This window comes from Gottfriedia sp. NPDC058432, assembly GCF_042721555.1.
Taxonomy (GTDB): Bacteria; Bacillota; Bacilli; order Bacillales; family Bacillaceae_G; genus Gottfriedia.
This window is the reverse complement of sequence record NZ_JBHXLC010000004.1, coordinates 244,825-266,409: the sequence shown is the minus strand read 5'-3', so window position 1 is coordinate 266,409 and position 21,585 is coordinate 244,825. Positions and strand designations below refer to the sequence as shown.

Annotated in this window: 19 protein-coding genes; 11 read left to right on the top strand and 8 right to left on the bottom strand. The window is 34.6% G+C overall.

The window, feature by feature from the left end; all coding sequences use genetic code 11:
- Nucleotides 1-411 precede the first annotated feature (411 nt).
- Nucleotides 412-774 (top strand): group I truncated hemoglobin, encoded by a 363-nt coding sequence (locus ACFWM3_RS06995; protein WP_390310832.1) that lies wholly within the window; start codon nucleotides 412-414, stop codon nucleotides 772-774.
- A gap of 241 nt (nucleotides 775-1,015) precedes the next feature.
- Here the strand turns inward: ACFWM3_RS06995 and ACFWM3_RS06990 are convergent, their stop codons facing one another.
- The 3 genes from ACFWM3_RS06990 to ACFWM3_RS06980 all read right to left on the bottom strand — a co-directional run bounded on the left by ACFWM3_RS06990 (nucleotide 1,016) and on the right by ACFWM3_RS06980 (nucleotide 4,116).
- A complete protein-coding gene (locus tag ACFWM3_RS06990) occupies nucleotides 1,016-2,767 on the bottom strand; it encodes a hyaluronate lyase N-terminal domain-containing protein (RefSeq protein WP_390310831.1) in 1,752 nt (583 codons plus the stop codon).
- Nucleotides 2,767-2,985, bottom strand: a complete 219-nt coding sequence (locus tag ACFWM3_RS06985) for a hypothetical protein (protein ID WP_390310830.1) — start codon at nucleotides 2,983-2,985, stop codon at nucleotides 2,767-2,769. The genes ACFWM3_RS06990 and ACFWM3_RS06985 overlap by 1 nt, the downstream gene beginning before the upstream one ends.
- 210 nt (nucleotides 2,986-3,195) lie before the next feature.
- Nucleotides 3,196-4,116 carry a lipase family protein gene (locus tag ACFWM3_RS06980; protein ID WP_056469396.1) on the bottom strand — a complete coding sequence of 307 codons (921 nt, stop codon included), beginning with the start codon at nucleotides 4,114-4,116 and terminating at the stop codon, nucleotides 3,196-3,198.
- A 193-nt stretch (nucleotides 4,117-4,309) separates the two neighbouring features.
- On the opposite strand from ACFWM3_RS06980, the gene ACFWM3_RS06975 reads away from it, so the two are divergent.
- On the top strand, nucleotides 4,310-4,795 hold the full coding sequence (locus ACFWM3_RS06975; RefSeq protein ID WP_286131649.1) for a CarD family transcriptional regulator: 486 nt from the start codon (nucleotides 4,310-4,312) through the stop codon (nucleotides 4,793-4,795).
- 399 nt (nucleotides 4,796-5,194) lie between these two features.
- Here ACFWM3_RS06975 and ACFWM3_RS06970 read toward each other — a convergent pair whose 3' ends face one another.
- Together ACFWM3_RS06970 and ACFWM3_RS06965 are read right to left on the bottom strand one after the other, a co-directional pair.
- Nucleotides 5,195-5,395 carry a cold-shock protein gene (locus ACFWM3_RS06970; protein ID WP_056469390.1) on the bottom strand — a complete coding sequence of 67 codons (201 nt, stop codon included), beginning with the start codon at nucleotides 5,393-5,395 and terminating at the stop codon, nucleotides 5,195-5,197.
- Nucleotides 5,396-5,620: 225 nt separating this feature from the next.
- Nucleotides 5,621-7,714, bottom strand: a complete 2,094-nt coding sequence (locus tag ACFWM3_RS06965; protein WP_390310829.1) for a M14 family metallopeptidase — start codon at nucleotides 7,712-7,714, stop codon at nucleotides 5,621-5,623.
- A gap of 649 nt (nucleotides 7,715-8,363) precedes the next feature.
- Between ACFWM3_RS06965 and ACFWM3_RS06960 the strand changes: the two genes are divergently transcribed.
- The 3 genes from ACFWM3_RS06960 to ACFWM3_RS06950 all read left to right on the top strand — a co-directional run bounded on the left by ACFWM3_RS06960 (nucleotide 8,364) and on the right by ACFWM3_RS06950 (nucleotide 13,331).
- Complete coding sequence (locus ACFWM3_RS06960) at nucleotides 8,364-9,995, top strand: hypothetical protein (protein WP_056469383.1); 1,632 nt, start codon at nucleotides 8,364-8,366, stop codon at nucleotides 9,993-9,995.
- Nucleotides 9,973-12,729, top strand: a complete 2,757-nt coding sequence (locus ACFWM3_RS06955; protein ID WP_390310828.1) for a DEAD/DEAH box helicase — start codon at nucleotides 9,973-9,975, stop codon at nucleotides 12,727-12,729. Before ACFWM3_RS06960 ends, ACFWM3_RS06955 begins: the two co-directional genes overlap by 23 nt.
- Nucleotides 12,730-12,797: 68 nt before the next feature.
- Complete coding sequence (locus ACFWM3_RS06950; RefSeq protein ID WP_390310827.1) at nucleotides 12,798-13,331, top strand: GrpB family protein; 534 nt, start codon at nucleotides 12,798-12,800, stop codon at nucleotides 13,329-13,331.
- A 126-nt stretch (nucleotides 13,332-13,457) separates the two neighbouring features.
- Here the strand turns inward: ACFWM3_RS06950 and ACFWM3_RS06945 are convergent, their stop codons facing one another.
- Complete coding sequence (locus tag ACFWM3_RS06945) at nucleotides 13,458-13,730, bottom strand: hypothetical protein (RefSeq protein WP_390310826.1); 273 nt, start codon at nucleotides 13,728-13,730, stop codon at nucleotides 13,458-13,460.
- A gap of 138 nt (nucleotides 13,731-13,868) precedes the next feature.
- Here ACFWM3_RS06945 and ACFWM3_RS06940 point away from each other — a divergent pair, with 138 nt between their 5' ends.
- Nucleotides 13,869-14,624 (top strand): prolipoprotein diacylglyceryl transferase, encoded by a 756-nt coding sequence (locus ACFWM3_RS06940; protein WP_390310825.1) that lies wholly within the window; start codon nucleotides 13,869-13,871, stop codon nucleotides 14,622-14,624.
- Entirely contained in the window at nucleotides 14,596-15,999 is a 1,404-nt protein-coding gene (locus ACFWM3_RS06935; protein ID WP_390310824.1) for a radical SAM protein, read from the top strand. Before ACFWM3_RS06940 ends, ACFWM3_RS06935 begins: the two co-directional genes overlap by 29 nt.
- Before the next feature lie 146 nt (nucleotides 16,000-16,145).
- On the opposite strand, the gene fabZ is transcribed toward ACFWM3_RS06935, so the two are convergent.
- Both fabZ and ACFWM3_RS06925 read right to left on the bottom strand, forming a co-directional pair.
- Nucleotides 16,146-16,568, bottom strand: a complete 423-nt coding sequence (fabZ, locus tag ACFWM3_RS06930; protein ID WP_056469377.1) for a 3-hydroxyacyl-ACP dehydratase FabZ — start codon at nucleotides 16,566-16,568, stop codon at nucleotides 16,146-16,148.
- A 386-nt stretch (nucleotides 16,569-16,954) separates the two neighbouring features.
- On the bottom strand, nucleotides 16,955-17,590 hold the full coding sequence (locus tag ACFWM3_RS06925) for a Crp/Fnr family transcriptional regulator (RefSeq protein ID WP_390310823.1): 636 nt from the start codon (nucleotides 17,588-17,590) through the stop codon (nucleotides 16,955-16,957).
- 68 nt (nucleotides 17,591-17,658) lie between these two features.
- On the opposite strand from ACFWM3_RS06925, the gene ACFWM3_RS06920 reads away from it, so the two are divergent.
- The 4 genes from ACFWM3_RS06920 to ACFWM3_RS06905 all read left to right on the top strand — a co-directional run bounded on the left by ACFWM3_RS06920 (nucleotide 17,659) and on the right by ACFWM3_RS06905 (nucleotide 21,565).
- Complete coding sequence (locus ACFWM3_RS06920) at nucleotides 17,659-18,798, top strand: aminotransferase class V-fold PLP-dependent enzyme (protein ID WP_390310822.1); 1,140 nt, start codon at nucleotides 17,659-17,661, stop codon at nucleotides 18,796-18,798.
- Nucleotides 18,779-19,402, top strand: coding sequence for a YitT family protein (locus ACFWM3_RS06915; protein ID WP_390310821.1), 624 nt, complete (start codon nucleotides 18,779-18,781; stop codon nucleotides 19,400-19,402). The genes ACFWM3_RS06920 and ACFWM3_RS06915 overlap by 20 nt, the downstream gene beginning before the upstream one ends.
- Nucleotides 19,399-20,814 (top strand): amino acid permease, encoded by a 1,416-nt coding sequence (locus ACFWM3_RS06910; RefSeq protein WP_056469365.1) that lies wholly within the window; start codon nucleotides 19,399-19,401, stop codon nucleotides 20,812-20,814. The genes ACFWM3_RS06915 and ACFWM3_RS06910 overlap by 4 nt, the downstream gene beginning before the upstream one ends.
- 493 nt (nucleotides 20,815-21,307) lie before the next feature.
- Entirely contained in the window at nucleotides 21,308-21,565 is a 258-nt protein-coding gene (locus ACFWM3_RS06905; RefSeq protein WP_098231086.1) for a hypothetical protein, read from the top strand.
- Nucleotides 21,566-21,585 lie beyond the last annotated feature (20 nt).

Sequence of the window (21,585 nt, the reverse complement as noted above, 5' to 3'; positions counted from 1 at the left end):
GTGCTAATCTACTAAAAACTACTTTTCCCTTTCAATTTAAGGATAAAAATATTATGCTAAACGCTTTGTCTTAAGGATAAAGAAATCACTAAAACTAAAAAAACAATAATATTAATGAAGTAGTCTAATCGTTTTTTTCCAAACTTGTCCCTTTTTTTCACGCCCCACTGCTAAATGGTAGATTCTATATAATAAATTTATTATAGATATTTCCATATATGCCAAGTCGTCGTTTAAATTGAATAATTTCTTTTTTATGTTTAATCAAAAGTGCCAAAGATTTAACATCAACTATTAAGTTTTCTTTTTTACAAATTTTTTCTTAAGAAGTATTTTTAGTAAAAAATAAGTAATATTTCCAAGTTTCTTCGGGAATTCTAGTTTTAGCCTATTATGAAAGGAAGTTTTAATATGGAACAAACTCTGTACGAAAAATATGGTGGAGAAGAAACAGTCGGAAAAGTTGTGGACTATTTTTACGATGATTTAGTACTAAAAGATAAAACGGTCAATCACTTCTTCGAAAAAACAGATATGGATAAGCAGCGTCGCCATCAGACAAAATTTATCAGCTTTGCTTTAGGAGGGCCAAACCAATATTCAGGAAAATCAATGTCAAAAGCCCATGCAGGCATGAATATTCAACCTGAACATTTTAATGCAATTGCTACCCATCTTCATGATGCTTTAGCACATTTTAGTGTTAGTGAAGCAGATATCGATTTGGCCCTTACAAAGGTTGAGTCTCTTAGAGATGATATACAGTATAAATAACGCTTAACAATAATGCGTTCACTAAGATTGTATTGATTACTCATTTAAGGTGCTAATTTTCCTCTAAGGACTCTTCCATCATAATCCAGTGCCTCCAGTCAGTCTAAATAGTTGAAACTTCTCTAAATACTGACTGGAGATATCCAAAAAGCCCATAAAAAAAGGGGACGTCGTCGCCCCAAAAGTAAATTATGAAGAGGTATTTATAACTCAAATTACTTCCCCCTCTATAATCCATTCATCAGAATAGTAATTTCCGTATTTCTACATTATATGTTATTTTACTAAAGTCAGTAGACTTTAACTTGTAAGTGCTTGTTGCTCCGTCGACCAATTTATAACCTAATTTAATCTGACTTCTATAATTATGATTTGTGCCTTTTGTAAAACTTGCATCTACATAGAAATTACCACCATTGAAAACTTTTCCACCTGTAGTATCAATTGTACAAATTGGCGAAAACTCTACACCTCTATTATTTGTACCACCAGTAGCATCATCATAGTAATCATAAATTACACCTAATACTACTTTTACATTAGTAGAAATCCCAGCATCTATATAAACTGATCCTTTTACATTTACCTTTGATGCCATTTCAACAAATTTATCCTTAAATGCCACTCCATCTGAGACGGGCGTTTGTAAATCTGAGAAATTATACATTAAATAATTTTGAAAGCTCGTCAAATTATAGCTAACATAGTTAAATTTTGATCGTAATTTATACAATGAGTCTTTTGATAAAGACAACCCATTTTTATATATTTCCATACCTTCAAAATAGTAACCTGTTCCATCTGAACCATTTATATCAATTAGTGATTTCAAAGTTGTGAAATCACTTGGAGGCATACAGTTTTTAAAAATCACACATCCGTTTGGATACTGATTAATATCACTGCTATCAATCTCAACCGGATTCACAGTTCCTGTTTCTGGACCTTCACCTAAATAAGTTCTTCCTCTTAAAAAAAGGCCTCCATTTCCTGAAGGAGTGGTAATTGGAATGTTTTCTATAATTATTGGATTAATTCCAAATGCCCAGCCTTCATAATCAATTATCGTTGTCTTCTCAGGCTGCGCGTCTGATTCGTATGCTTCCTGATATAAATTAGAGATATTCACACTACCTTTTGTGTGAATGACCATAAAGCGATCGAAATTATTTTTATCTGCGCCTAAATAGCCAATTGCTACGTGGATATTTGAAATTGAACATGGAGTACCCCCATAACCAAATCTAATACCAACTCGATTATAAAGTAACTCAACATCGTCTGCTTGAAATAAATGACTAGCTGAACTAATGTATATTCCATAGTGGCAAGTTGAGAATGACATATGTTTACCACCGCTACCAGCGCATGAGAAACCTGGTGATTTAAATCCGTAATCAAAGCCATGAATGAATACATTATAAAAATGGAAATTGTATTCAGCAGATCCGTCATTTTGTGCTCCAAAACAAACTCCGGTTGGAATTTCTGTATAACCTTCATAAGAATAGAACTTTAAATCCTCCACATAGAAACAAATGCCTGGAGAAGGATTTCTTCGGTCATATATAAAATCTTGCTTATTTGTCTTAATTGTAGTGGATACACTTTTAAACCAAGATGGGGATAATCCATCATTTTCACCTTTTAATTTTATTGTAATACTGCCTGATATACTAGTTAGGTCTATTGGATTAAAATAATATTCTCCTTTTGGTAAATAAAAAGTAAATTCACCATTTGGGTATTGTGTAATTAAACTTTTTAGAATCGCTGAATTACTTGCTGCAAATGCACTATTTCCTGATTTTACCCCTAAAGTTTTTAAATCAATAACTAAACTAAATAATTCATTCCGATTTAAAAATAAAACATTACCATTACTTGATCCAATAAAGAGTTCATTTGTATCCGTAGTAAATCCAAATTCACCAACATCCAAAAGTGGTAAATTTGCTTTAAGGCCTCTACGAATTTGTATTTTTTGTGCCATTAAAAACTCCCTCCATCTATATTGCCTAAAGGTGTGTCAGTAAAATTCCCACCATCTACCTTCTGATCAAAGTTCACATCAGTAAAACTACCACCATCTATATTGAGAATAACCGTAAAAAAAGGAGCTTTATTACTTAAAAACTTTTCAGAATATGAAACTAAAAAAATACTTTTCTTATTTTCTAATGCTTGTCCAATTTTAAGAAAATAAGTCAAAAAACTTTTACCTCCATTCAATGATTATTATTTAGATATAATATCTTATGAAAATCATTTCTTAATTGTCTCAATAAATGACTATTAATATAGAAATAACTTTTTTACATTTTAATTATGTTTGACACAAAAAAATACTAAGATTAGTTCATAAACCAATGATAAAGGTTTATTAGAATAATCTTAGTATCTTTAAAAATTTACTCTATTCTATTTCCAAAACACACCCTCAAACTCAACTAAATCGTGATAAGGGTACAAAGGTTTCAATAATCTTGCTTTTGTCCATAAATCTGTTGTTTTTTCTAAAGCAGTTAAAGATGCTTTATATTTTTCATCAACTGTAATATATTTTACATTACCTAGATGCTGGAGTGAGTACCCAGTTATTTGTTTAAAGAAGGTTTTATTGGCGTAATCCAATGGGTCACCATTTACAATGTAATTAGTAAACAGCGGTTTAAAAGTTTTTTGGACTTTTTGTGACTTTGCATGAAGTTTTTTCGAACCATCATCTAATAGTACACCTAATGAGTTAAATGTAACTCCCTGTACAAATAGATGATTTTTCAATTTTTTATCATTTTTAAGCTGATAGCCTACAAATTGGGCCAAATAACCTCCAAAGGAATGACCTGTAACATATACACTTGAATGATTGTTCTCTTTTTTATTTAATATTGATGTAACCCAGGCATATGCTTGCTGAGCTTGTTGATCTACGACAACTGGTGAACCATTCTCTGGAGTTTCAAATTCAACTAGTCTTTGATAAATATCTTGTAAATTGATTTTCTTTAATCCACTAAACGCAAATAACAAACTATTATTTTTTTTGTTTTTTAATGCTATTGCTGAAAATCCAATATTACCAGATGTAATAGAAACAAGCTGATAATCACTAAGATTCTTATGAACTTGAGTAAGTAATGGATCAGCAATCCCTTTATGTTCTCTTAAGCTTTTGCCTAATTCTTTATCTAGAAATGCTTCATAAGAAAGCTCAGATGCTGCTAGTAATACGCCATTGGGAAGCTTCTCTAGCTCTCTTTGCTCTTGTTGGCTACATCCAGTGGTCGTTGTAAAAAAAGTAAGTACTGTAACGATAAAAATAACTACACGAAAATTCATTAGTAACCTAGCCTCCTTTCGACAGTCTCTTTCTTCATATTATGTCCACGACCATATGACATGTTCATCTTTTCCCCAAAAAAGCAAAAAAATATACATAAAATTATTGACAGTTTTATTTTACAAATGTTATCATATAAATTTTGTTATTTCATTTATTAATGTTATACTTAAGTTATAAGAATTTTCGGAGGTGGGTACATTGTTCAAAATTGGCGATCAAATTATTTACCCAATGCAGGGAGCTGCAGTAATTGATTCCATCGAAGAGAAAGTTATACAAGGTGTAACACAACAGTACTACATAATCAACATACCATCCAGCAATTTAAAATTGATGGTTCCTCAAGGGAATGTTTCAAACACGAAAATTCGTTTAGTCGAAGACAATGAACATTTAAGTAATGTATTAGATGACTTTTCAAATGGTCTTCCCGACGATTCCTTATCTTGGAAACAGAAATATGATTTAAACATGAAAAAATTAAAGTCTGGCGAATTACTCGCTGGTGCTCAAGTTGTACGTGATCTAACACTTCAAAGTAGAGAGAAACCTTTAAATCCTAGTGAAAGAGAAATGCTAGACACGGCTAAACGCATGTTTGTTGGTGAACTTAGCTTAATTAAAGGCATATCGCAACTTGAAGCAACCGAATTAATTGATTCTGCATTAAAATAAAGTTTTGTTTAAGAAAAGGAGCTTACTTTAAGCTCTTTTTTTTGTTGATTTTTTAACTATTTAGCTTCAAGAATACCTAGGACACTACTTGATTAAACAAGGTATGTATGTAAGTTACGAGTCCGCATTTTTTTTAATAAAATTTATTATTGTTTTTCCACCAGTTTTTAAACCTCTTTTAGTTGATTTAGTACAATTATAATAGAAAAGCCAGCAGATATTTGCAGTTTTAGAATTTTTTTCAAATTTACTTTTAATTAATTTGCAGATTTGGCTGTTTTTTATGGTTGCAGATATTTTATTTGCAATCGACGCCATTACCACTTCACTTCTCCAAACAAAATAAAAAAGACTGCTAACAAAAATGCTAGCAGCCTTTTACTCACTCAAAAGTGAAAATTATAATTTAACTACGTTTTCAGCTTGAGCGCCACGGTTACCTTGAGTGATCTCAAAGCTTACTTTTTGGCCTTCTTCAAGAGATTTGAAACCTTCGCCTTGGATAGCTGAGAAATGTACGAATACATCGTCTCCACCTTCAACAGCGATGAATCCGAAACCTTTTTCTGCGTTAAACCATTTTACTGTACCTGTGTTCATTGTACGAACCTCCATTATACCTGTTTTTTTACACTTAATGAGTATTGTTAAGAAAAAATACACACATTAGAACAGGATGAAAATTCGTCCCTTTTAACACATGAATTGAATTAACCAATTTCTTATTAAGTATGTCCCTATCGTAACATAAAATGAAATGAAAAACAAATTGTGCACGAAGAATAATTAAAAATTAATAATTTTTATAAAAAATGACCTTATTTTTTACTTTTCGTTAGCAAGTATTAAACCAACTGGTAAGTTCTTCTTCATAATACTACTAAAGTAACTATTAGGAACTGGTTTGTTCCCTACATAAGGAGAAATTTCAATAGTAAATCCAGGTCGTTTTTTTGCAGCGACATACCAGTCCTTATATCCACCGCCTCCACCTTTTGCGGGAGCGACCAAACTATAGCCTGTTTGTTTTGATAATTTTGTAGCAATTGCCTTATCTCTAGCCATTTGAGTTCCTGATTGGTTATAATGCCAGAAAATAATATTTCCTGATGAGTGATATGCAACTGTATTTTTGAATGAATGTTTATTTGTGAAATCATATAAAGCTTTAGCTTCTGGTTCACTTAGAGCCTTTGTACCTTTATAGTTATCAGGGCCAGGCTTTGACTTATTACCAGAAATTGTATTCCACCCAGCTGGATATTGACGATTTAAATCTACGCCACGTACATTTGCCTTCCAAGCTTTAAAATTCTTGCTACCATTATTTAATTTAATGGCCTGATTTGGATTCTTTGCACTGCTCGCACCTTTTTGTACAAGCATTACACCATCAGGATTAACCATTGGTACAAAATAAATAGACGTTTGGGATAATGTTTTTCTTACATCAAAACCAGATATTTTTGTATTTTTTTCATACGCACTAGCGTATTGATCAAGCATTTCCATTATGACATTTGTCGTCATGTGCTCACGTGCATGATGCGAACCGTTTATACTAATTTCAGATTTACCAGTCCCTAACTTAATCGCATATAAATTTCTACCATCTACAGATTTACCAATTGTTTCAACTTTAGTAAATCCAGGGTACCAAGCATTCAGCTCCTGTAAATCCGCTGTCAACTCGTCATATGAGTAGTCACCATTTGGGTCAACGTAGTTATAAGTTTTTAACGAAATATCTGCTTTAGGGATTAGCCCCTTAAGCCCTCCAACTTTAACGACATAATAAGATGAATAAGCTGAATCAATTACTATTTTTTGTTTAGCAGGTATACTAACCATCGTTGGTTTCGGATCCCGTGGGAAAACAATTTTAGTATTTCGTACTGCAACACCCGCCGTAATTTTAACAGGCTGCGTCACAATACTGATTACAGGCAATGTCTCATTTGGTAAAGGGGTTGTTTTATTTTTATCAATATAAGCAGTTTGATTAGAATATTGGATCATTAAATACTGATTCTTCTCACCTGTTTTACTAAAAACCGTATTTGCTTTAACTGTTCCCCTATTCACTAATTTACCATTTTCATTTAATAATAGAGGTGTATCGCTAGTTACCTTAAAAACTTTCGCCGTTGGGTAGATTTCCCATGGCGTTGCATTTCGGACCGCACTTTTCAAAATAGTCCCAGCATTCCCATTATAAGTAACATAGTAAAGGTCATTCTCCTCTTTATCTACTTTTAACTTAACGTTTGCTGGTATTGTTATAGTAGTTGTTGTTACGTTTGTTGCTGCACCAGTCGTTCCTCCGGTTGTTTCACCTGTTGTTCCTCCGGTTGCTTCACCTGTTGTTCCTCCAGTTGTTCCCCCGGTTGCTTCACCTGTTGTTCCTCCGGTTGCTCCTCCAGTTGTTCCTCCAGTTGTTGCTCCGCCGGTTGTTCCTCCAGTTGTTGCTCCGCCGGTTGTTTCTCCAGTTGTCGCTCCGCCGGTCGTTCCTCCAGTTGTTGCTCCGCCGGTCGTTCCTCCAGTTGTTGCTCCGGTTGCTTCACCTGTTGTTCCTCCAGTTACTTCACCAGCTGTTCCTCCAGTTGTTGCCCCGCCGGTTGCTTCACCAGTTGCTCCTCCAGTTACTTCACCAGCTGTTCCTCCAGTTGTTGCCCCGCCGGTTGCTTCACCTGTTGTTCCTCCAGTTGTTCCTCCAGTTGTTGCTCCGCCGGTCGTTCCTCCAGTTGTTGCTCCGCCGGTCGTTCCTCCAGTTTCATTATTCTGAATCGTCAAATCTGTAGGTTTTAGCGTTACAACCCATTTTTCTGAATTTGCATTTGTTGTTGATTCTGCAAATACATCTTTAAACATACTAAACATAAGTACTAAAACAACTAAACTAATAAAACCTTTTTTCAAACCCTTCACCTCTCTAATTAATCAAAAACAATTGTGTATATATAAGTAATTGTTTTTATATAATAATCTCATAACAGACGAAAAGCTCCCTATTTAGGGAGCTTATTTTAATTGTCTAATATATTATTAGTTTATAATATTAGCATTTTCATTGCATATTAAAATTGTATTACACACCTGTCTATTCCTGTTACGTTTTTTACTTTAAAATAGGTATGTTTTTATAGATTTTAGTTGAAACTATGAGGATTTTACATATAAATACGATTTTTTTTTGAATTTATTTGATTCGATGCTTTTTATTTGCCATTCCAGGATTTTAATTGCGATTTAAACTTTTTATTTACGTTCCCGGATTTTAATTGCGTTTCACACTTTTTATTTGCGATTCCTGAATTTTAATTGCGTTTCACACTCTTTATTTGCTATTCCTGAATTTTAATTGCGTTTCACACTCTTTATTTGCTATTCCTGAATTTTAATTGCGATTTGCACTTTTTATTTGCGCTCCTGGAATTTAATTGCGTTTCACACTTTTATTTGCTATTCCCGAGTTACCAACTTTCATTTTTTCCCTTTTCGGCTATGTGTATCGTATTTGTTTAGGGTATAATTACCAATAAGAATGTTTCGAGTAAGGAGGCATCGAATGCTTCAGCGTGATTTAAGTAAAGATATTATTTATGAACTTTCATATTCACTTTTTTCAAAGCTTTCTCCTCAAAATACGAGGGACGCAGAGCTTGTTGAAACTGGCCTGCAGTTGTATAGGCTAGGTCAAGTATACAATGTATCGGTTCGCGAAGGTCGCCTAGTCGGGGTTGTCGAAGAGGGCGATCAAATTCATTTACCAATTCTACATATTGAAAACCATGATCAAAATGGATGTGATTGCTACGAAGCTCCTCCATGCCAACATCAAATTGCACTACTTTGCTATGCTGCCGCTTCATTTTCTTTAGTCGGAGATATTATGAGGAAGTTTAAACAGTCTTCTTTAAAAAGTATCCCGAATATCATGACCGGTCGCCAACTGCTGGATCAAATGAATATGTTTGAACAGGATCAACCTAAAGAGACAGTGGCGTTGTTTGAGCAAAAGTATAAGGAGTACATAGAACAGCAAAGGACGTCATTTTACCAAGATGTTTATTTTGTTTATCCATTATATGAACGGTTTTATCATGGATTATTGAACCAACAACCACGTCAAGAAAAGGAAAAGCTACAATATCAGTTACTTGCGTCAATTTTTACAATGAATAAAATGGTCGGACAAATAGAAATTCAAAGTACAGTTTACGACAATGCTCATTTACCACGTGAAATGACAATGCTAGAAAATCAAATTGACGCAGTTAGTAGGCAATTACATAATTTAACTGGAGGTTCTGTTTCTACTCAGTACGAAGAGGTTCTTCGTGAGCAGTTGCAATCTCTTTTATTAGAAAGAAACCTTTGTTTAGTTCCTCGATATAACTCTTTTCGTCATGTATATAAAGAGCTATTAAATAGTCCAAAGATTTTATATAAGGATTTAGAAACTTTATCAAAGGTTGAGGACAATTATTATGCAGATTTAGGAAAAGCTCATCTATACTTTTTATTAAAAGAAGATGAATCAATGCTGTCCATTATAAAGCAATACAGCAATAATGAACGTACTCTCTATTGCTTTACTTACTGGATTGAAAGTCTTCGAAAAAACAATGAAACAGATCGACTAACATTGTTTTTGCCATTATATTACGAGATGCTTTTACACTTTTTAAAAAATGGCGATGATGAATATGCAAAAACTACTTTTGCGAAACATTTCCTTACTAATTATGAGTACAATAGTTTTTACACTAATGAAACGGCTGGGTTAGAAGTAGTTTATCAAGCATTACTACCATATAGTGTGATGCAGTACACTGATTATTTAATGCATAATCGTGAATACAAACGATGGGCTGAGCTACAAATGCACTTATATTCTTACAATCCTGATTACATTGATAAACATGACCTTCAGGAAGTACATAAGTACTCACCTCAATCAGTATTGCCTATTTACCATCACTTGGTTCTTTATTACATTGAGTTAAAAGGTCGAGCAAACTATAAAATAGCTGTACGATATTTAAAAAAACTAAGAACAAATTATAAAAAATTAAAGCGTATGAATGAGTGGGATGACTATATTCAGTATGTTGAATCTCAATTTATTCGTTTACGTGCACTTCAAGAGGAATTAAAGAAAGGAAAATTAGTCAATGAAGCGACTAGCAAATCTTAGTATTGCCGTAAAATGGGTCGAGCGAAAAGGCTTACTCATTTATGGAATGCAAAGTCACGGTGTCATTTTACCGGTAACCGCATGGAAGCATCTAGTGTTTCAATGGCATGAACCTTCATATTATGGGACATTATTGCAGCCGACCCGTGTCGGTCAGATTGAAGGAATTCTTTTAACTCCAATCGAAGCACTTACTTTTTTTAGAGAACATCAAGAAAACTCACTAGTAGAGATTACTTATTTAGATGAAGCAAACGAGTTTCATTCGGTAATCTCACGTTTATACGATGATTTTAACGAAGGCCACGTTTCGCCAAGTTTTGCTCATTATCAGAATGGCGAAGAGCTATGGAAAATTGATGGATTTGAACAATTAGAACCAACTTTACAGGAATTGGTTTCTTCTGCAATTAAACAGCAGTTTGAAATCGAAACATTACAGTCTAAACGTTGGGATATTGCTAGGGGCTTGTATCACAATCCAAGTTATATAAAACAGCAACTCACACATAGTATTGATGAAGATGATTGGCATGTAAAAATCGGGTTAAGAGACGATGATGTTCCATTTTCAATTCGATTAGTACTTGAAGAGCCATTGAGTGAACATGATGACTGGAATTTACGTACATATTTAATTGATGAACGAAAAACGATAAAACCTTATGAATATAACGGACATGAATCATTACATAAAAAGCATTCATCTTATGCTGAGTATTTAGATCGAACGTTCCAAGGAGTAGGCTTATTAGCACCAAACTTAATCGATGATCATAAGCCAAAAGAAGTTTTAAGTGAACAAGAAGCTTGGACATTTTTAACAGAGGATAGTGAAAAAGTACTTTCCGCAAATATTCAGGTTCTTTTACCAAGCTGGTGGCAAGCTTTAAAACAAAATAAGATGACTTTAAAAGCAAGTGTAAAAGGTAAACCTGCTGGAAATTCATTTTTCAATATGGAAACATTGGTTGACTTCAACTGGCGAATTTCTACAAATGGGATGGAGCTTTCAGAACAACAATTCCAGCAATTCGTTGAAAATCAAAGACGCTTAATTCAATTTAACGGTCAATGGATTGCACTTGACCCTGCTTTTATTGCACGTATGAAGAAAATGATGGCAAAGGCTGAAAAACAGGGACTTAGATTTCACGAAGTTCTTCAACATGAGCTACTACAGGGGACTGAAAAACCTGAGGACGATCACTCACCTTTTGCCGAAGTTGAAATCGAAGTAGATGATGTATTCCGAGAACTAACTAAACGATTAACATCCATTTCAGAAGTTCCTGAGCTTAATGTTCCTCATGGTCTGCAAGCAACTTTACGTGCATATCAACAAAAAGGATTCGAATGGCTAGTTCATTTGAAAAATATGGGATTTGGTGCATTACTTGCTGACGATATGGGGCTTGGTAAAACAATTCAATCGATCTCTTATTTAGCTTATCGTAAAGAAAACGAAGAAAAACAAGGGGCATCATTGATTGTCTGCCCTACTTCTGTTATCAACAACTGGAAACGTGAAATTGAATTATTTTATCCTGATTTAACTGTTCATGTTCACTATGGAGGAAATCGATTAAAAGGTGAAGATTTATTTTCAGTAATCAGAGATGTTGATATTGTCATCACTTCCTATGCTTTAAGCGTGTTAGATTATGAGGACCTTACGCAATATATTTGGAAAAGTATCATTCTTGATGAAGCTCAAAATATAAAAAATCCAACAACAAAGCAGTCTCGTGCAGTTCGTGGGTTAAAAGCTGAGCATCGCATTGCTCTTACCGGTACCCCAATGGAAAACCGCTTAACGGAGCTTTGGACAATATTTGATTTTATAAATAGAGGATATCTTGGATCGCTAAACCGTTTCGCTAGCAATTATGTAAACCCTATTGAAAAGGACCGAGATGAAGAAAAGATAAATGCTGTTCATCGTTTAATTTCGCCTTTCTTACTAAGACGGACAAAGCAAGACGAAGATGTTGCTTTAAATCTTCCACCGAAACAAGAACAAAAGATGCTCTGTCCTTTATCGGTTGAACAAGCGGCATTATACGAACAAGTTGTTCAAGACAGCTTAAAACAAATCGATACATTAACTGGTATCGAACGTCGTGGCCGTATTTTATGGATGCTAAATAAATTAAAACAAATCTGTGATCACCCTTCTTTATTCTTAAAGGAATCACAGCTTGTTGAATTCGAAGAGAGATCAAGCAAAGTTGAACGACTATTCGAATTAATAGACCCAATCCTTGAACAAAGCGAAAGCTGTCTAATCTTTACTCAATATGTGAGAATGGGCGATATGCTTAAAGAGGCAATCCAAGCAAAATTTGGTGAAGAAGTATTATTCTTAAACGGTAGTGTTCCTAAAACTGCCCGTGATAATATGATTTCTCGCTTTCAAAACGGCGATGTAAAAGTGTTTATTCTGTCACTCAAAGCTGGCGGAACAGGACTAAACTTAACAGCAGCAAATCACGTAATGCACTTTGACCGTTGGTGGAACCCAGCTGTTGAAAATCAAGCGACTGACCGTGCATACCGAATCGGACAAACAAAATTCGTTCAAGTCCATAAATTTGTAACGATTGGGACACTAGAAGAAAAAATTGATGAAATGCTACAACGGAAACAATCACTTAACGATACAATCATAACGAGCGAACAATGGATTACAGAATTGTCTATGGATGAGCTTGTTGATTTGTTAGGAGTTTAATATGCAAGGCAAATGGGATTATTGTATTTAAGATAATCCCATTTTCTTTTAAATGGAGGTTGTAAAATATGGGCACAAAAAATGGAATGAACGTAATTGTCAAAAACCATGATAGAAATTGGAAAAACTTATTTCAAGAAGAAGCAAATCGTATTCGTAAAATCCTAAAAGATGAGCTTATTGAAATTCATCATATTGGTAGTACATCAGTTCCAAATTTAAAAGCTAAACCGATTATCGATATGTTGCCTGTCGTTAAAAACATAGAAAACATAGACAAGTATAACGGTCAATTGGCTGAGATTGGTTATGAGGGGCTTGGTGAGTTCGGTCTAACAGGTAGAAGATACTACCGAAAAGGTGGAGAAAATCGTACCCATCAAATGCATATGTATCAGTTTGATAATGAAAAAGAAATTGAGCGCCATCTAGCAGTTCCCGCTTATTTAAGGGCACATGAGTATGAGATGAAAGCTTATGGAGAATTAAAAGCACAACTTGCTGAAAAATTTCCAAATGATATTTATGGATACATGGATGGAAAAGATGCTTTTGTGAAGGAAATAGAACGAAAAGCTATAGAGTGGAGAAAAAAGCTTTAATTAATACGGCTAATAAAACAGTAAAAAACATGCGATGGAGATATGCATGTTTTTTGTTTTGGTTTCAATATTAAATTGCAACCTGCTATATAATAGTGATGCTTCCTCGGTAAAGGAGATACTTTATCAAATATCATACAAAAAAGTCCCACAGATCGAATAGAATATAAAGAATACAATCGGGAGAGACATGAAAAACCCAATTGCCAAGAACTTTCTTTTTGAGACTAAAAGAGAAATGCCTATTAGAAGTGGTATAGCAACAACAATGCCTGCCGCAATAAGAAATGAACCGATTCCCATTAGTGTAACAAAGATTCCACTGAATGAAGTGAGAGTTCCAAGAAAAAGCCCTATAAAAAAATTACCAACTGGATGATGATCGCGATGATCTGACAACCTCATTCCCCCTCCCTAATTTGATCTTCCTATAAATATAGGATAGTAGAATATTCAGAAAAATAGTATCATAGGGTTAGCATCATGACAATAAATTTTTTGAAATAAAAAGGAAGTGATACTATAAACACCCCTGTAATGATCCCGCTTTTTGGTATGGAGCTTCATCCACATAGAGTTTTTGAAAGTTTGGCCTTTTTTATTGGATTTAGAGTATATATTAAGTTCCGCCGAAAAGGAACGATTAGTGAAGAAAAAACCGTATATGTACTAATTGGAGCAATTCTTGGTTCCCTTTTTGGCAGTCTGATTGTCGCTTCACTTCAGGACATCCCAAAATTGTTACACACCGTTCATAGTCACGGCCTATTTGGAATATTTCAAGGAAAAACCATTGTTGGCGGATTGCTAGGCGGTATCATTGGTGTTGAGTTAAGTAAAAAACTTTGTAACCAGACAAGCTCAACCGGTGATGATATGGTTCTCCCACTTTGTCTGGCAATGTGCATTGGAAGAATCGGTTGCTTTTTAACTGGATTAACTGATGATACATATGGAATACCTACGCCGAGTGTATTTGGAATTGATTTAGGCGATGGAATAAAACGTCATCCAACATCACTTTATGACATTGCTTTTTTATGCTGTTTACTGTTCGTTATAAAGTACATTTTTAAACAAAAACCTTATGAAGGTTTTCACTTTGCTCTGTTTTCCGCTTCATACTTTCTATATAGGTTTTTCATTGAGTGGCTAAAACCAACAATCAAGCCTTATGGAGACATGAGTAGTATTCAAATAACCTGTTTGTTAGGCGTATTGTATTACGCTATCTATTTTATCTATCAAAGAAGGAGCAATTACCGTGCCAAATCGTCCGTATACGTACACTGATTTTACACTATCTGTTTGTAGCAAATGCTTACGAAAAGTAGAAGCAAAAATTATATATGAAAATGATTGCGTCTATATGTTAAAACGCTGCAATCATCATGGTATGGAGAAAGTCCTAATCTCTACTGATATTCCATATTATCAATTATGTCGAGAATTTATTAAACCTAGTGAAATGCCACATCGATGGAATACTCCAATTAAATACGGCTGTCCATATGATTGTGGACTTTGCCCGGATCATGAACAGCATAGCTGTTTGAGTATTGTTGAAATAACAGATGTATGTAATTTGCAATGTCCAATTTGTTATGCAGATAGTTCTCCAAAACGAACTACTTGGAAAGATTTAGAAACAATTAAACGAATGTTTGATACGATTATAAAAAACGAAAAAGAAGCAGATGTTGTTCAAATCTCCGGAGGTGAACCTACGATTCATCCTCAGTTTTTTGACATACTAGATGAGGCAAAAAAAAGAAGTATTAAACACCTCATGGTCAATACGAACGGAATTAGAATTGCCACTGACGAGGCCTTCGTAAAAAGACTCGCAAGATACAAGCCTGGCTTTGAAATCTATCTTCAATTTGATAGTTTTGAAGAGGAAACACTTCTTAAGTTACGAGGACGTGATTTGCGAGAGGTGCGGCAAAAAGCGATAAATAACTTAAATAAATATAATATTAGTACAACACTGGTAGCTGTCCTAAAAAAAGGCTTAAATGATCATGAAATCGGCAAAATTATTAAATGGGGAACGGAACAAAAATGCGTACGTGGTGTAACATTCCAACCTATTCAACATGCTGGAAGAACAGAAAATTATGACCCATCAACCGAACGCCTAACACTCAGTGAAGTTCGCCAAGAGATTATTAAACAAAGTGAATTCTATTCTGAAGACGATATTATTCCAGTACCATGTCACCCTGATAGTTTAGCAATGGGCTATGCTTTAAAAATGGGCGGAAAAATTACTCCTTTAACTAGCATCATTGATAAGAATGTGTTGCTTGAAGGAGAAAGAAATACAATTGTTTTCGAGAGTGATGAAGAATTACGTAACAAAGTTTTCAAGTTATTTAGTTTAAATCATTCCCCTCAAAGTGGATTTCAAGGCTTAAAAGATCTTCTATGTTGTTTGCCAAAAGTGATTCTACCAAATGGGATGGGTTATGAAAATGTATTTAGGGTATTAATTATGAAATTCCAAGATAATTATGATTTAGATGTCCGTAGCGTAAAAAAATCATGTGTTCATTTTGTTACGACTGATGATAAGATGATTCCATTTGATACTTATAATTTATTTTACAGGGATGATAAGGAAGCATACTTAGAGACACTTCGAGAAGAAATCGTAAGGAACTAACGGTTTCAGTATAGCTTTTAAGTCTTCTAGTTTGTAGTTTTACCATTTTGTTTGCAGTTCACCCATCTCGCTGGTAGCTTTACAATATTCAATAATAAAAAAATCCTATTTTTTTCAAAATAGGATTTTTTCTAATTTAATTCGATTTATTTAAGTGCAAATGTAAGTTCAGCTTCACAAGCGATTTGTCCGTCAACAGTTGCTACTGCTTTACCTTTACCGATTGGTCCACGCATTTTCACTAGTTCAACCTCTAGTCTTAGCTGGTCGCCGGGTACTACTTGTCTTTTAAAACGGCAATTATCGATACCAGCAAATAATGCTAGCTTTCCTTTGTTTTGCTCTAAGCTTAATGCTGCAACTCCACCAACTTGTGCTAGGGCTTCCACAATTAGTACTCCCGGCATTACAGGATAATCAGGGAAATGACCATTAAAAAACTCTTCGTTAGCTGTAACATTTTTAATACCAATCGCACGTTTACCTTCTTCATGCTCAATGATACGATCTACTAATAAAAATGGGTAACGATGAGGAAGAATTTCTTTAATTGCTTTAATATCTAACATTTTATGTAGTCCTCCAATTGAAAAGATTCAATATGTTAATAAAAAAGAAGCAAGTCTTAAGACCAGCTTCTATGTGCTATAAGTATAATACTATCTTATTTTGTAAGTTAACGCAAACCCATAATTAGCAGTATATTTTATCCCCCGTCGCTCGATGACGTATTCATTTGGGTGTTTTTACATTATCAATTTATACTTCGACTATTTGAGGTCATCCCAATTAAGAGATTTATTTATTCTAGTAGCCTATAGATTTTATAATCTAAGATTACTATCTGTTTTATTTATGGAAAATTTTAAAAAATCAGATATTTTGTAAAGTATTTGACAGAATTAGGTGAAAGAATTTCTTAAGATTAAGTTACTATACGAAAGCATTAAAACTCTTAGGCTAGTAATGTGTAGCGTCCATGTTGTTTCTCGATAATTCCTTTTTCACATAATTCATTCATTACATAGGACACGCTTACACGTGATGAACCAACTACATAAGCAAGTTCTTGATGAGTGAATGGAATCGTAATTGTTATACCCTTAGGTGTTTCTTTACCATATGAGGATGCTAATTGGCGCAACATTGTAAGAACTCGCTCTCCTATATCTGAAAAACTCATTAACTTCGTTTGAAGAAGTAAAGCTGATTGTTTGTTGCTCAATGATCTTAGTACTTTTTGAATAAGCATTGGGTCTCTCATAACAATATCATGAAATGCTGGTTTTGGTATTCGAAGGACTCGTGCACTTGATGAAGTAGATGCGTTGTAACCATATACTTCTTCTGCCCATACGTTTGACTCTCCAATAATATTACCAGGTCCAACGATATATAAATGGCGTTCAGACCCATTAGGCGATAACAAATAAATTCGAATTCGCCCTTCAAGGACGAGATACACAAAAGGATGTTTCTCATCTTGTTGAAATAATACGTTTTCACGCAAAAATGAAAGTTCTTTACCTATTTCAAGAAAAGGAATTGCTGCCCATTCACCTTGTTCAAACCATAAGGACTGTTGATTCATATGTCACCTCATATTAATTAAATACCAAAAATGAAAACGCTACCAAATTTACGGAAGGATGATTTAAAATGATAAACCCATTTATAGAAAAACGTTCTCTTTTTCCGACCTTATCTGAAACAATTCATTTATCAAGTTGTTCCCAAAGTGCAATCTCATCACCGGTGAAGGCAAGTATTCAATCTTACCTAACAAGCTGGACCGAAAAAGGTATGGACTGGGAAGGATGGATGGACAAAGTCTATGAAGCAAAAGTTGCTTTTGCTACTTTAATAAATGCTTCTCCAGATGAGATTGCGGTGCTATCTAGTGTATCGGATGCCGCTTCTTCATTTGCAGCCTCGTTAGATTTTACTGGAAATCGAAATAAAGTTGTTACTACGGATATTGATTTTCCTTGCATTGGTCATGTTTGGTTATCACAAGTTCCACGCGGCGCAAACGTCACGTTTTTAAAAGAAAACAGTCATCAAATTCAAATCGACCAATATGAAGAAGCAGTGGATTCAAACACACTTGTAACTTCTGTTCCACATGTGTCTTATTATAATGGCTTTATTCAGGATATCAAAGCTATATCAAACATTACCAAAGCGAATGGATCACTACTATTTGTCGATGCCTATCAATCTGCCGGTAGTGTTCCAATCGATGTTAAGGAAATGGGAGTCGATGCACTCGCAACAGGTGCACAAAAGTTTTTACTTGGTATACCTGGGATTAGCTTTTTATATGTTAGAAAAGAATTAGCAGAGACTCTACAGCCCCCAACGACTGGTTGGTTTAGTCGAGTAAATCCATTTGCATTTGATCAGCATCTTCTTGATTATGCAGAAGGGACAAGGAGATTTGATACTGGAACTCCTATGATGATCAACGCTTATGCAGCTGAAGCAGGTATTTCTTTATTAAATCAAATTGGTGTTCCTGCCATTCAGGAGTATCTATCTCACTTATCAACTGTTGCAATTGAAACCGCGCATTCACTCGGATTGAGCGTTGTTAGCCCAACAGATTTAACCATAAAAGGAAGTAACACTGCCATTCGAGTAGAACAAGCTACGGCCGTTGAACGCTACTTAAAAACGAAAAAAATAATTGTTTCTGCTCGAAATGACGTCTTACGTGTAGCTCCTCATTTTTACAATACAGAAGACGAAGTTGTACGTGCGATTGAGGAAATTGCTTATGCAATTATTAAAATCTAACAAAAAATTGTATTTCCAAAAAGTAATTATGGTAATTGTCGGAACAATCTTGGTCGCACTTACCTATTACTTTTTCCAAGTACCAAACGGAATTTTGGCTCCTGGACTAGGTGGTATTTGTATGATGCTAGTTAAATTAATACCTATTCCACTAGGGCTCCTATATTTTCTATTAAATATTCCACTATTTTTAATTGGATACCGAGCAGTCGGTGTACCATTTGCACTGTTAAGTTTACTCGGTATGTTTAGTTTATCACTCTTCTTAACGTTATTTGCCTCAATACCAGGACCGCACCTACCTTTAATAGGGTGCCTCCTTAGTGGTATTTTGTCAGGAGTCGGGATTGGGATCGTGATATTAGCAGGTGGTACAACTGGAGGGCTTGATATAGCAAGTGTAGTAATCAATAGAAAATTCTCGAATTTTTCTATTGGTAAAACGATGATGGCTATAAACGGAATTGTCCTTTTGTGTTCTTTAATCGGAGAAGGATTACAGCGAACTTTCCTTACGTTTTTTAGTATGCTGATTGCCGGGAAAAGTGTTGATTGGACGTTATCTTATCGTAAACAATTCAAGAAAGGTGGCGAAACAGTATGAAGGAAAATAAAACAGTAATTGAACGAGAAGGAGGACTAAGTCGTTCACTTACGAGTAAACAGCTGACCATGATTGGAATTGGTGGAGCAATTGGCACCGGTTTATTTATGGGAAGTGGTATTGCAATCGGATACGCTGGACCTGGGGTTATTCTAAGTTATATTATTGCTGCATTTATAGCAGTCATTATGATGTTTAGTTTATCTGAAATGGCTGTTGTGCATCCAACTGCCGGGTCATTCGGTACTTATGCAGAGATGTATTTAAACCCTTGGGCAGGTTTCCTAATCCGCTATACGTATTGGGCGGCACAAGTAATCGCAATTGGTGGAGAAGCTGTCGCAGTTGGACTATATATGCAGTATTGGTTTCCTAGTATTCCTGTTTGGTTATGGACACTTGGTTTTGGTATAGCTTTAGTTCTTGTGAACAGTAGGTCTGTTGCTAACTTTGGCCAAATCGAGTATTGGTTTGCAATGATTAAAGTCGTGGCTATTGTACTGTTCATAGTTTTTGGTGTTTCGCTCCTATTCGGAATTGGGCATTCGCATTCTGTAGGATTTCATCATTATACCGATCAGCACGGATTCCTACCTAATGGATTTAAAGGAGTTTGGATGGCAGTGCTTATGGCAATCTTTAGTTTTTATGGTGTAGAGATTGTCGCAGTTACAGCTGGGGAATCTAAAGATCCAAAAAAAGCAATTCCTAAAGCAATGAAGAGCATGGTTCTACGTTTGTTTTTATTCTATATTCTATCGTTAGGAATCATCGTTGCCGTTATACCTTGGATGCAAGCAGGTGCCCATGAAGTATCAGGGTCACCGTTTGTCAAAGTCTTCGAGAGTTCAGGTGTGAGATATGCGGCTGGCATTATGAATTTTGTTATCTTAACAGCTGCACTATCTAGTATGAATACTAATTTATACTTAACATCACGTATGTTATTCTCCTTATCTCGTGGAGATTATGCCCCAAAATCATTCGGTCAATTATCAAAAAATGGTACGCCTGTAACGGCAATTTTCATTTCAAGTGCAGGAGTATTAATCGCAACTGTATTGTCTATGTACTACCCAGATACATTTAATAAATTATTTGGTATCTCAATCTTTGGTGGAATTTTAGTATGGCTTATGATTTTAATTAGTCATCTTCGCTTTAGAAAAACCGTTCACCTTCATTATAAAGAGCCATTACCAGTTAAAGCACCGCTCTTTCCATTTCTTCAATGGATCGGAATACTTCTTCTTAGTGGTATATTAATTACAATGGCATTTTCACCAGATTGGAATTCAGCTTGGAAAATTGGTGTACCGTGGGTCATTTTAGTAACAATTGGCTATTGGATCCAGAAAAATCGCAAATCGATTTCACATAAACATAATACAAATAATAAATCAGCGCTTTAATTATTAAGTTCAAACTAGACTAGATTATTAGATAAATTCACTAATGTTCTTTAAACTAATTTTAATGATTTTCGCTTGAGTCAAGATTCTCAAATCCAAATAAAGAGACAGATTTAAAATAGGTAATCGCCTTTTATATCTGTCTCTTTTTTATTCCATCATTTATTGATTTATCGATTTTTCAACCTCTACGGTTTTAATAGACTCAGCTTTCGGTAGGGTATACATTAGCTCGGTTTTCGTTGCATAGTATGGCTGACTTGAAAATTTCCTTAATAAGGATCAACATAAATGCTGTCATCTCTACTACAGAACCAAGCTCAGAAGTAAAATTCGCTAAAAATAAAGGAAAAGTTCTTGTTTTTAAATTACATACAAAACTTTCAGATAGATTTTTCCGGACTTTTGTCGAAGTTCCCGCAACTTCCCGTATAATCACTGCCATCATATACCAAAATAATTGTAATTAGTTATTATAAATGGGGTGCGGGTATTGAAGGTGTTTTGGGTATTCCTATGTTTATTTATACTAGAGATGTGCTTATTGGAAGGGATTGATTTATATAATGGTGATCAATTTCCTCATCTACTAACGAATATAAAACTTAGCAAAACAGAGCTAGTAGGTGAAGATTATGTATTAATTTTCTTTTTTACTGTACCATTCGGCGTTGCCAAAATCGTCCTATCGTATATGAAAAAACTAAAAAAGAAACGAAATCAAGAACAAAACCAAAATACTTCTAATTAAAACAAAAGAGAATGCAGTTA